Below are 11923 nucleotides of genomic sequence, written 5' to 3'. Positions count from 1 at the left end.
CGATGTCCGACGCGTTGCCGACCGTCGCGCCGCCGCGCGGGGCGCTGCTGGCGTTCGCGCGGCTGCGCTCCCTGTGGCAGCGCTGGTTTCTGTGGCTGCTGCTGGCGGTGCTGGTGTCCGCGCTGCTCGTCACGGTGGTGTGGCTCGCGGGGCGGCACGAGGTCGAGCAGGTGCAGGCCGCGCTCGACCGGGACACCGCCGATGCGGTGTCCGACCTGCGCAGCGGCTTCCAGCGCAACGCGCAGAGCCTGCGCGCCACGCAGGCCCCGGGCGCCGACCGCGCGCTGTGGCCCGACATCGCGGCCTCGCTGCTGCGCGAGCACCGCGAATGGCTGCGCCTGGAATGGCGGGACGCCGCGCTGCGTCCGCTGCAGGCCGTCAACACGCCCTACCGCATGCGCATCCTCGACGAGGCGACCCGCGGCTCCGATCAGTCCGACGTCGCGCTGGCCTGCGCTGCCGCCCGCAAGCTCGGCGCGCCGGCCTATTCGCCGAGCCACTACGTGCCGATCGCCGGCGGCGGCGGCGTCGAGGTGATGGAGCTGTGCGTGCCGATCGACGCGGGCGGCTACCTCGTGGCCAGCTATTCGCTGCGCGACGCGCTCATCGAGCTGGTCGGCCCCACCCTCACGCGCGGCCAGGAAGTGGCCTTCACCGAGGCCGACGGCACGCGGCTGGTGGCGCTGGGCACCTCGCGGCGCACCGGCACGCGCGTGTTCACATCCCAGCAGCTCATCGACCTGCCGGGCGCCGCGCTGATGCTGCGCGTGGACGGCTGGCGCGCCGCGCCCGACCTGTTCCCGAACATGCTCACCGCGCTGGTCACGGCGATTTCCATCGCGCTGGTGTCGGTGCTGGTGCTTCTGGCGCGCGACACGCGCCGCCGGCTGCGCGCCGAGCGCGACCTGGCCGACGCGCTGGCCTTTCGCAAGGCGATGGAAGACTCGGTCATCACCGGCCTGCGCGCGCGCGACCTGCAGGGCCGCATCACCTACGTGAACCCGGCCTTCTGCGAGATGGTGGGCTTCAGCCCCGAAGAGCTCATGGCCGACAACACGGAAGCGCCCTATTGGCCCACCGAACTGGCGCACGAATACCAGCAGCGTCAGGCCCGTCGCCTGGCCGGCGGCATGCCGCCGCGCGAGGGCTTCGAGTCGGTCTTCATGCGCAAGGACGGCACGCGCTTTCCGGTGCTGATCTTCGAGGCGCCGCTGATCAACGCGCACAAGGTGCAGACCGGTTGGATGAGCGCGTTCATCGACGTGAGCGAGCAGCGCCGCATCGAGGAGCTCTCGCGCGCCAGCCAGGAGCGCCTGCAGGCCAGCGCGCGGCTGGCCACCGTGGGCGAGATGGCCTCGCTGCTGAGCCACGAGCTCACGCAGCCGCTGGCCGCCATTGCCAGCTATGCGAGCGGCTCGCTCAACCTGCTCGGGCCGCACGCGACGGGCGACCAGGGCGAGGTGGCCATGGCCGTGAAGCGCATCGCCGAGCAGGCCGACCGCGCGGGCCAGGTGATTCGCAGCGTGCACGACTTCGTGCGCCGGCGCGACCGCACGCGCGAGGCCGTGGCGCCACAGGCGCTGATCGACGCCGTGCTGCCGCTGGTGCGGCTGCAGGCGCGCAAGCTGGGCGTGATCATCGAGGTGGTGCTCGAAGACCGCCTGCCCGCGGCCATGTGCGACCGCACGCTGGTCGAGCAGGTGCTGCTGAACCTGGCGCGCAACGCGATGCAGGCCATGGACGGCCCCGACAATGTCGGCAGCCGGGTGCTGCGCCTGCGCGTGGCGCGCGCCGTGGCGGTGGGCGGCACCGGGCAGGAAGACGGCCGGCGCTGGATCGAGTTCTCGGTGGCCGACCTGGGCTGCGGCATCAGCACCGAGGTCGCCGAGCGGCTCTTCACGCCCTTCTTCACCACGCGCGCCGACGGCATGGGGCTAGGCCTGAGCCTGTGCCGCACGGTGGTGGAGCAACATGGCGGGGCGCTGGTGTTCGAGCCGAACAAGCCCCGGGGCACCGTCTTCCGATTCACGCTTCCGGCCGCAGGCTGACGGCGCTTTCCATCAACCATTTTTTCTGCTGGACTTCATGGCATGCAACCGCTGATCGATGGCTTGATCTTCATCGTGGACGACGACGCCAGCGTGCGCGAGGCGCTGGCCTGGCTGCTGCGCTCGCGGCGCCTGGCCAGCGAGCATTTCGGCAGTGCCGAGGCGTTCGAGCTGTTCCTCGACCAAGGGCCGCTGCCCGAGCAACCGCTGTGCCTGCTGCTGGACGTGCGCATGCCCGGCACCAGCGGGCTGGTGCTGTTCGACCGCCTGGCCGAGCGCGGCCTGCTGCCCGCGATGCCGGTGATCTTCCTGACGGGGCATGCCGACGTGCCGACGGCCGTGGACGCGGTGAAGCGCGGCGCCTTCGATTTCTGCGAGAAGCCGTTCTCGGACAACGCCCTGGTCGACCGCATCGAGCATGCGCTCGGCGCGTCGCTGCAGGCGCTCGAGGTGCAGCGCCAGCGCCGCGGGCTGGCCGAGCGCGTCGCCGAGCTGACCGACCGCGAGCGCGACGTGATGCGGCTCGTGGTCGAAGGCCTGCCCAACAAGCTGATTGCCGACCAGCTCGCGATCAGCGTGCGCACGGTGGAGGTCCACCGCGCGCGCGTGTTCGACAAGATGGAAGTGAAGTCGGCCGTCGAGCTGGCGAACCGTCTCAGGGACCTCTAGAGCGCTTAGGCTTTTTCCGCCACGAAGATCTCTACGCGGCGGTTCTGCGCGCGGCCTGCCGCCGTGCCGTTGTCCGCCAGCGGTTCGCGCGAGCCGCGGCCGTCGGTGGTGATGACGGTGGTCGACACGCCGCGGCCCACCAGGTGGTTGCGCACGCTGTCGGCACGGCTCACCGAGAGGCGTTCGTTGCCTTCCTCGCTGCCCGTGGCGTCGGTGTGGCCCACCACGCGCACGCTGGCGGCGGTGGCGCTCTTCAGGCCTTCGGCGACCTTGTCGAGCACTTGCGCCAGGTTGCGCTTGACGTTGGAGCGGCCCGTGTCGAACGACAGCTCGTTCGGAATCACCACGTGCAGCTGGTTGTCTGCGGTCTGTTCGATCACCACGCCCGTGCCCTTGGTCGAGGTCTCGAGGTCGGTCTTCAGCGCGGCCAGCCGGGCCGTCCAGCTGTTGGCGGGCGCCGCCGGGGCGGCTGCCGGCGCGGCGGCAGCCGGTGGCGGCGTCTGCGATGCGCAGCCCGCAATGAACACCAGCGCGGCCGCGGCCGCACTCGCAACAACAAACTTCCTCATGAGTTTCCCTCTCTATGGACCAATGGAACGGTAGCGGGAACCGGCCTTTTATTTTTTTCAGGCACGGCCGGTTTCCCGGTGCGGTGTGAACGCCGATCAGCCGCGCGGCGCGCGTTCACCCACGTAGATCTCGACGCGGCGGTTCTGCGCCCGGCCGGCGTCGCTGTTGTTGTCGGCAATCGGCTCGTGTGAGCCGCGGCCTTCGATGCGGAAGGCAGCCGCGTTCACGCCGCGCGCCACCAGGTAGTCGCGCGTGCTGGCCGCGCGGTCGACCGACAGGGGGTTGTTGATGGCGTCCGAGCCGGTGCTGTCGGTGTGGCCGATGATGCGCACCTCGGCGTTCGGGTTGTTGCGCAGGCCGTTGGCGAACTGGTCGAGCACGGGCGCGAAGTTCGACTTGATGTTGGCGCGGCCCACGTCGAAGGACACGTCGCTCGGAATCTGCAGCTTCAGTTCGTTGTTCTGCGTTTGCGTCACGGCGATGCCGGTGCCCTGCGTGGCGGCTTCCATCTGACGCTTCTGGTTTTCCATGCGCTGCGACCACAGGTAGCCGCCCAGTGCGCCGGCTGCCGCGCCGACCACCGCGCCCGTGCCGATGGCACCGCGGTTGCCGCCGGTGGCCGAGCCGATGGCCGCGCCGCCCAGGGCACCGATGCCGGCGCCGATGCCGGTGTTGCGTTGGGTGTCGCTCATGCCGCCGGCGCAGCCGGACAGGATGACGGCGGTGGCGCAGGTGGCGAGTACGAATTTTTTCATGGCATTGCCCTTTCAAGGTTGAATCAATCGGGATGCAGCTTAGCGGCAGGGGCGCACGCGATGGTACGACCTCAAAGCCCTAAGGAAAATAAGAAAAGAGTCGCAAACGCGCATGAATGCTGCGATGATTGCTACTAAAGTAATAGCGTCGAGGTGCTTCTCCCACACCTTCCAGCGGCATCGGGCTACACGAGCAATTCACGGTTTCGGCGGTGGGTTTTTCGGCCCGGAGGCGTCGTGGCCGGCATCGGCCTCGTCCTCGTCGTGCAATTCACCCTTCCTGCGGCCGGAAAACATGGTCCACCAGATGATCAAGATGAACACAAGTCCCGCGGCGAGGGCTTCAAGCAGAATCAAACCCATGAGAAATGGACTCCAGTGGCTGGTAGGGCTCGTGATCGTAGCAACGCTCGCAGCCTGTTCCACCGGCCCGCGTGCGCCCGACGCACCCACCCGCCCTCCCGTCATCACCCCGCCGCGCGACCTCGGTCCGCTCACCGGTTCGCTCGCGCACCCCAAGAGCCGCTGGGTGCCGGTCGGCTGGGCGGAACTGCCGGGCTTCGGCGAAGACCCGCTGCACGAGGCCTGGATCGCGCTCTTGGCCAACTGCGCGCGTCCCAACGCCGCCTTCGCGCCGCTGTGCCGCGACGTGCGCCAGCTCACCATCGCCACCCCCGAAGAGCAGCGCCAGTGGATGACCGACCGGCTGCAGCCGTACCGCGTCGAGGCGCTCAACGGGCAGACCGAAGGCAAGCTCACCAGCTACTACGAGCCCGTGTACGAGGCCTCGCGCGTGCCGAGCGCCGCCTTCAGCGTGCCGATCTACCAGGCGCCGGACGGCCTTGTGCCGCGCCGCCCCTGGTACACCCGCCAGGAAATCGAGACCCTGCCCGAGGCGCAGGCGGCCCTGCGCGGGCGCGAGATCGCGTGGATGGCCGACCCCATCGACGCGCTGATGCTGCACATCCAGGGCTCGGGGCGGCTGCGCATCACCGAGGCCAACGGCTACCAGCACACCGTGCGCGTGGCCTTCTCGGCCACCAACGAGCAGCCCTACCGCAGCGTGCAGCAGTGGCTCATGAGCCAGGGCGTGAGCAAGGTCGGCAAGTGGCCCGACGACACCAAGGCCTGGGCCGTGCAAAACCCGCAGCGCGTGCCGCAATTGCTGTGGAGCAACCCGCGCTACGTGTTCTTCCGCGAGGAAACCATGAGCGAGGTCGACGCCGCCTTCGGTCCGCGCGGTGCACAGGGTGTGCCGCTCACGGCCGGGCGCTCCATCGCGGTCGACCGCGAAAGCATTCCGTACGGCACGCCGGTGTGGCTTGCGTCCAACGGGCCGGCGGCGCAGCTGCAGAAGCTGGTGGTGGCGCAGGACACCGGCAGCGCCATCCTCGGCGCCGTGCGCGCCGACTACTTCGCGGGCACCGGCGCCGATGCCGGGCGTCTGGCTGCGAGCATGAACCAGTCGCTGCGGCTGTGGGCGCTGTGGCCGCGGCAACTGCCCGCGCCTTGAACCCACGACCCGTCAGGTGGATCAATTCAACCTGACGGCCAGCTGAACGTTTCACCAAGTCGTCATACGAAGTGCCTAACTTCGCGGGCTGGTTTCCTTTCCAACCCACGAAGAAAGACATTGCGCATGACCGCAAACACCCGCACCGACGATCTCTCGGTCGACCTCGACGACATCGGCACCAACCCCACGTCGAACCCCTCGTTCTCCGACCTGATCGCCTCGCGCCTGAGCCGCCGCAGCCTGTTCGGCCTGGGTGTGGGTACCGCCGGCACGGCCCTGCTGCAGGCGTGCGGCGGTGGCGGCGGCGGTGGCGCTGCGGCGTTTCCGATCGTGCCGCCGGCACCCGCTCCGGCCCCGGCACCGGCGCCTGCCCCCGCGCCCACCCCGATGAAGCTCGGCTTCAATGCCGTCGCCAAGAGCCTGGCCGACGCGGTCGCCGTGCCTGCCGGCTACACCGCCAGCGTGCTCTACCGCCTGGGCGACCCGATCGCCTCGGGCGTCGCGGCCTACAAGAACGACGGCACCGACGACGCGACCACCTACGATCGCCGCGCCGGCGACCACCACGACGGCATGACCTTCTTCGGCATGAACGCGTCGAACAAGTGGGACGCCGTGAATGCCTCGCGCGGCCTGCTGGTGATGAACCACGAAGCCATCACACCGGTGTTCCTGCACCCCACGGGCCAGACCACCACCGGCACCGGCAATGCGGCCGTGCGCACGGTCGCCGACGAGGTGCTGCGCGAGTTCTACCTGCACGGCGTGAGCGTGATCGAGGTCAACAAGGCCGGCACCGCGTGGAGCTACAAGCAGGACTCGGCCCTCAACCGCCGCGTCCACACCCTGACCGAGATGAGCTTCTCGGGCCCGGCCGCCAAGACCGACGCCCTGAAGACCAAGTACTCCTCCGACGGCAGCAAGACGCGCGGCACGGTCAACAACTGCGCCAACGGCACCACGCCCTGGGGCACCTACCTGACCTGCGAGGAGAACTGGGCCGGCTACTTCCGCCGCATTGCCGCGAACGACAACGCCAACCGCACGGCCAAGGAGCTCGCCTCCTTCAGCCGTTACGGCGTGAGCAGCACCGGGCGCGAACTCTGGGCCACCGTCACGCCCGACACCGCCGACAACCTGTATGGCCGCTGGAACACCGAAGTGCTCGGCGCCACCGCCACCGACGACTTCCGCAACGGCGCCAACACCTACGGCTGGGTGGTCGAGATCGATCCCTTCGCGCCCGCCAGCACGCCGAAGAAGCGCACCGCGCTGGGCCGCTTCGGCCATGAAGGCGCCTGCCTCGGCCCGGTCGTGGCCGGCAAGCCGCTGGTCTGGTACATGGGCGACGACTCGCAGAACGAGTACCTGTACAAGTTCGTCTCCACCAAGGCCTGGGACGCGGCCGACATCGGCGGCGGCATCGCGGCCGGCGACAAGTACATGGACGACGGCAAGCTCTACGTCGCCAAGTTCAAGGCCGACGGCACGGGCGACTGGCTGGAGCTGAAGCTGGGCGTCAACGGCATCACCGCGGCCAACACGGCCTTTGCGTTCACCGACGCGACCGAAGTGCTGATCCACACCCGCCTGGCGGCCGACGTCGCTGGCGCCACGAAGATGGACCGCCCCGAGTGGACCGCGGTCAATCCGAAGAACGGCGAGGTGTACCTCACGCTGACCAACAACGCAGCCCGCACGATCAACGGCGTCAACGCCATCGACGCCGCCAACCCGCGGTACTACAACGACCCCAAGGGCGCGACCGCGCAGACGGGCAACCCGAACGGCCACATCGTGCGCTTCGCCGACGCCGGCAACAACCCGGCGGCCGTCACCTTCACCTGGGACGTGTACCTCTTCGGCGCGCGCTCGACCGCGTCTGCCGACGTGAATGTGTCTGCCCTGGGTGCCGACAACGACTTCTCCAGCCCCGACGGCATGTGGTTCAGCCAGGCTGCGCCCGGCCTGCTGTGGCTGGAGACCGACGACGGCAAGTACACCGACGTCACCAACTGCATGCTGCTGGCGGCACTGCCGGGCAAGGTCGGCGACGGTGGGGCCAAGACCATCACCAACTTCAACGGCGCCACCACGGTCCAGCAGCCCACCTTCGTCGGCAAGGCCCCGGGTACCGACGGCCTGCGTCGTTTCCTGGTGGGTCCGGTGGACTGCGAGATCACCGGCATCGCCGAATCGGGCGACGGCCGCGCGCTGTTCGTGAACATCCAGCATCCGGGCGAGAACACGGCGAAGGCCGACATCGGCACCCCGGGCAAGTTCCTCAGCCACTGGCCGGAAGGCGGCAACGCCCGCCCGCGCTCGGCGACCGTGGTGATCACCAAGAACGATGGCGGCCTGATCGGTCTCTGAAGAATCCCGGGCACTTTTCCAGCAACACCGAGGAACCGGCTTTGCCGGGCCTGCGGTGTTGCCCCCGGCGAGGGGGGAGAAGAAGCGACACGAAGTGCGCGAAGCCTGGGGGAGTGCCTGCCTTTACGGCGCTGCCGGCAACGGCAGCGCCGTCTTGTATCTGACCTGCTTGAGCGCAAAGCTCGAGCGGATCTTCTCGATCCCTGGAATCGGCGTGAGCTGTTCCATGATGAATTTCTCCAGCGCCGCCATGTCGGCCACCGCGATGCGGATCAGGTAGTCGCGGTCGCCCGTCATCAGGTAGCACTCCATCACCTCGTCGTGCTCGGCAATGCGCTGCTCGAAGTCGGCGAGCGACTGCTTGCTCTGCGTGCGCAGGCTGATCGAGATGAACACGTTCAGGCCCAGGCCCAGCGCCTTCGGGTTCGCCAGCGCCACGTAGCGGTCGATCACGCCGCCGGTTTCGAGCGCCTTCACGCGCGACAGGCACGGCGAGGGCGACAGGTGCACGCGGCGCGCGAGCTCCACGTTGGACAGCGCGCCGTCGCGCTGCAGTTCGTCGAGGATGCGCAAGTCGATGGCGTCGAGTTGCATGAAATGCTGTCTCCAATAGTGTTTGAAAAATTTTATGCTGCGACGCGCGCAGGGAATTGCCTGCGCCGGTAGCCAATTCTTCGGGGTGCGGCCTAAAGTGCCGGTATGAACGCCCCGATCTCGCCCGACCAGATGCGCGCCCTGCTGCTCGACACGTCGCAGACCCCGCTGTCGCACGACCCCGATCCCACGGAAACCGCCGAATGGCGCGACGCCTTCCTGGCGCTGGCGCAAACGCAGGGGCCGCAGCGCGCCCGGCAGATGCTGGTCGAACTGGCCCGCCTGGCGCGCCAGCAGCGCATCGGCTGGCAGCCCGAGCTGGCCACGCCGTACGTCAACACCATCGCGGTGGAAGACCAGCCGCCGTTCCCGGGCGACCTCGCCCTCGAAGAAAAGCTCGCCTCGCTGATGCGGTGGAACGCACTCGCGATGGTGGCCAAGGCCAACCAGGCCTACGGCGAACTCGGCGGCCACATCGCCAGCTACGCCAGCGCGGCCGACCTGTTCGAGACCGGCTTCAACCATTTCTTCCATGCACGCAGCGCGCAGCACCGCGGCGACCTGGTGTTCTTCCAGCCGCACAGCGCGCCCGGCGTCTACGCCCGCGCGTACCTCGAAGGGCGCCTCAGCGAAGAGGACCTGAAGCACTACCGCCAGGAACTCACCGCACCGGCCTTCACAGAAGGCAGCGGCGCGCGGGGCCTCAGCAGCTATCCGCATCCGTACCTGATGCCGGACTTCTGGCAGTTCCCCACCGGTTCGATGGGCATCGGCCCCATCAGCTCGATCTATCACGCGCGCTTCATGCGCTACCTCACGCACCGCAACCTGCTCAATTGCGAAGGCCGGAAAGTGTGGGGCGTGTTCGGCGACGGCGAGATGGACGAGCCCGAGTCGATGAGCGCGCTCTCGCTCGCCGCGCGCGAGAAGCTCGACAACCTCGTGTGGGTGGTCAACTGCAACCTGCAGCGGCTCGATGGCCCGGTGCGCGGCAACGGCCGCATCATCGACGAGCTCGAGAAGCTCTTTGCCGGCGCGGGCTGGAACGTCGTCAAGCTCGTGTGGGGCAGCGACTGGGACGGCCTGTTCGCACAAGACGTGAGCGGTGCCCTGGCCCGCGTGTTCGCCGAAACCGTCGACGGCCAGATGCAGACCTTCGCGGCCAAGGACGGCCGCTTCAACCGCGACAACTTCTTCGGCCAGAACCCCGAGCTCGCGCGCCTGGCCGAAGGCATGACCGACGAGCAGATCGACCGCCTGAAGCGCGGCGGCCACGACCTCGTGAAGATCCACGCCGCCTACGCCGCGGCGGCCAAGCACAAGGGCCAGCCCACCGTCATCCTTGCCCACACCAAGAAGGGCTACGGCATGGGCAGCGCCGCGCAGGGCAAGATGACCACGCACTCGCACAAGAAGATGGGCGACGTGGACCTCATCGAATTCCGCGACCGCTTCAACCTGCCGCTCACCGACGCGCAGGCCACCGCGATGGACTTCTACCGCCCGGCGGAAGACAGCGCCGAGATGCGCTACCTGCGCCAGCACCGCGAATCGCTCGGCGGCGCCATGCCGCGCCGCGAGACCGCCTGCGACGTGGTGCCCAAGCCCGACATCGCGAGCTACGCGCAGTTCGCGACGGCTGCGGCCGGCAAGGAAATGAGCACCACCATGGCCTTCGTGCGCATGCTGGGCAACCTCATGAAGGACAAGGCCCTGGGCCCGCGCATCGTGCCCATCGTGGCCGACGAGGCACGCACCTTCGGCATGGCGAACCTGTTCAAGCAGGTGGGCATCTATTCGAGCGTGGGCCAGCGCTATGCGCCCGAAGACATCGGCTCGGTGCTGAGCTACCGCGAAGCCACCGACGGGCAGATCCTGGAAGAGGGCATCAGCGAAGCCGGCGCCATCGCCAGCTGGACGGCCGCGGCCACCAGCTACAGCGTGCACGGCCTGGCCATGCTGCCGTTCTACATCTACTACTCGATGTTCGGCTTCCAGCGCGTGGGCGACGCCATCTGGGCCGCGGCCGACCAGCGTGCGCGCGGCTTCCTGCTGGGCGCCACCTCGGGCCGCACCACGCTCGGCGGCGAAGGGCTGCAGCATCAGGACGGCAGCAGCCACCTGGTGGCCGCGACCATCCCGAACTGCAAGGCCTACGACCCGGCCTACGCGGGCGAGATGGCGGTGATCGTCGACGCGGGCATCCGCGAAATGATGGTCGAGCAGAAGGACGTTTTCTATTACGTCACGCTCATGAACGAAAACTACGCGCAGCCCGACGTGCCCGCGGGCGCGGAAGGCGACATCCTGCGCGGGTGCTATCGCTTCGGCGTCTACGCGCCCACTTCGGGCAAGGCGAAGAAGAAGGTCACGCTGATGGGCTCGGGTGCCATCCTCACCGAGGTCGTGAAGGCCGCGCAGCTGCTGGCCGACGAAGGCATCGAGGCCGAGGTGTTCAGCGTCACGAGCTGGAGCGAACTCGCACGCGACGGCGTGGCGTGCGAACAGCGGGCAATCGCGGGGGAACAGGCCGGCGAAGAGGCCGGCGTGCCGTTCGTCGCGCAGCAACTCGGCGCAGGCAAGGGCCCGATCGTCGCCGCCACCGACTACGTGCGCAGCGTGCCCGAGAGCGTGCGCGCCTTCCTGCCCGAAGGCCGTCGCTACCTCACGCTGGGCACCGACGGCTTCGGCCGCAGCGACACGCGGGCGGCATTGCGCGGGTTCTTCGGGGTGGATGCGCAGAGCATCGCGCGGGCGGCGCGGCACGCGCTGGGCTGAGCCTGCCGCGGGCGGAGGACGCGCAGGCCTGCGTTAGAGTCGCGCGTTCGATGGCAACCCGCTTCCAATCCCTCGCCCCCACCGTCCGCCTGGCCGACCAGGTGGCCGATGCGCTCGCGGCCGAGGTGCGCAGCGGGCGCCTCTCCGAAGGCGACCGGCTGCCGACCGAGGCGGTGCTCGCCGAGCAGTTCGGCGTGAGCCGCACCGTGGTGCGCGAGGCGGTCTCGCGGCTCAAGTCGCTGGGGCTCGTGGATTCGCGCCAGGGCAGCGGCGTGTATGTGCGTGCCGCCGGCGTCGAGCCGCTGCGCTTCGAAATGCCGCATGTGGCCTCGCGCGAAGCGGTGATCCAGATGGTCGAGCTGCGCCGCGCGCTCGAAGCCGAAGTGGCCGCGCTGGCGGCCGAGCGCCGCACCCCCGACGACGTGCAACGCATCCGCGAGGCCATCGAGGCGCTGCATGCGGCGGTGGCCGCCGGTGGCAACGGTGCGGACGAAGACGTGCGCTTTCACCGCGCCATCGCCGAGGCCGCGCTCAACCCCTTTCTGATCGGCACGCTGCAATACCTGCGGCAGTTCCTGCACGGCGCCACGCGCGTCACCCGCGCCGTCTGATCCTTCCCT

9 protein-coding genes and 1 pseudogene are annotated in these 11923 nt (G+C 69.0%); 6 read left to right on the top strand and 4 right to left on the bottom strand.

The window, feature by feature from the left end:
- The first annotated feature begins 2 nt into the window (after nucleotides 1-2).
- Both AC0IYU_RS02970 and AC0IYU_RS02965 read left to right on the top strand, forming a co-directional pair.
- Nucleotides 3-2048 carry a two-component system sensor histidine kinase NtrB gene (locus AC0IYU_RS02970; RefSeq protein ID WP_472112869.1) on the top strand — a complete coding sequence of 682 codons (2046 nt, stop codon included), beginning with the start codon at nucleotides 3-5 and terminating at the stop codon, nucleotides 2046-2048.
- 42 nt (nucleotides 2049-2090) lie between these two features.
- Nucleotides 2091-2717 carry a response regulator transcription factor gene (locus AC0IYU_RS02965; RefSeq protein WP_435437398.1) on the top strand — a complete coding sequence of 209 codons (627 nt, stop codon included), beginning with the start codon at nucleotides 2091-2093 and terminating at the stop codon, nucleotides 2715-2717.
- A 5-nt stretch (nucleotides 2718-2722) separates the two neighbouring features.
- Here the strand turns inward: AC0IYU_RS02965 and AC0IYU_RS02960 are convergent, their stop codons facing one another.
- The 3 genes from AC0IYU_RS02960 to AC0IYU_RS02950 form a co-directional block, all read right to left on the bottom strand.
- Entirely contained in the window at nucleotides 2723-3286 is a 564-nt protein-coding gene (locus AC0IYU_RS02960; RefSeq protein WP_435437399.1) for an OmpA family protein, read from the bottom strand.
- A gap of 96 nt (nucleotides 3287-3382) precedes the next feature.
- Nucleotides 3383-4042 (bottom strand): YiaD family glycine zipper/OmpA-like lipoprotein, encoded by a 660-nt coding sequence (locus tag AC0IYU_RS02955; protein WP_472112867.1) that lies wholly within the window; start codon nucleotides 4040-4042, stop codon nucleotides 3383-3385.
- A 198-nt stretch (nucleotides 4043-4240) separates the two neighbouring features.
- Nucleotides 4241-4405 carry a hypothetical protein gene (locus AC0IYU_RS02950; RefSeq protein WP_472112866.1) on the bottom strand — a complete coding sequence of 55 codons (165 nt, stop codon included), beginning with the start codon at nucleotides 4403-4405 and terminating at the stop codon, nucleotides 4241-4243.
- Here AC0IYU_RS02950 and mltA point away from each other — a divergent pair.
- Together mltA and AC0IYU_RS02940 are read left to right on the top strand one after the other, a co-directional pair.
- Complete coding sequence (gene mltA / locus AC0IYU_RS02945) at nucleotides 4404-5555, top strand: murein transglycosylase A (RefSeq protein ID WP_472112863.1); 1152 nt, start codon at nucleotides 4404-4406, stop codon at nucleotides 5553-5555. The two genes, AC0IYU_RS02950 and mltA, sit on opposite strands and share 2 nt — an antisense overlap.
- Nucleotides 5556-5681: 126 nt before the next feature.
- Nucleotides 5682-7931, top strand: coding sequence for a PhoX family protein (locus AC0IYU_RS02940; RefSeq protein ID WP_472112860.1), 2250 nt, complete (start codon nucleotides 5682-5684; stop codon nucleotides 7929-7931).
- 123 nt (nucleotides 7932-8054) lie between these two features.
- Here the strand turns inward: AC0IYU_RS02940 and AC0IYU_RS02935 are convergent, their stop codons facing one another.
- Nucleotides 8055-8525: an Lrp/AsnC family transcriptional regulator gene (locus AC0IYU_RS02935; protein ID WP_435495822.1), complete on the bottom strand. Its 471-nt coding sequence runs from the start codon at nucleotides 8523-8525 to the stop codon at nucleotides 8055-8057.
- Between the two features lie 105 nt (nucleotides 8526-8630).
- On the opposite strand from AC0IYU_RS02935, the gene mdeB reads away from it, so the two are divergent.
- Nucleotides 8631-11303, top strand: a complete 2673-nt coding sequence (mdeB, locus tag AC0IYU_RS02930; protein WP_472112858.1) for an alpha-ketoglutarate dehydrogenase — start codon at nucleotides 8631-8633, stop codon at nucleotides 11301-11303.
- A 50-nt stretch (nucleotides 11304-11353) separates the two neighbouring features.
- Nucleotides 11354-11908 (top strand): annotated as a pseudogene (locus tag AC0IYU_RS02925) (FadR/GntR family transcriptional regulator); the annotation flags it as partial.
- Between the last annotated feature and the right edge of the window lie 15 nt (nucleotides 11909-11923).

The organism is Variovorax sp. AC103 (assembly GCF_979254005.1).
This window is presented reverse-complemented; position numbering and strand designations above follow the sequence as displayed.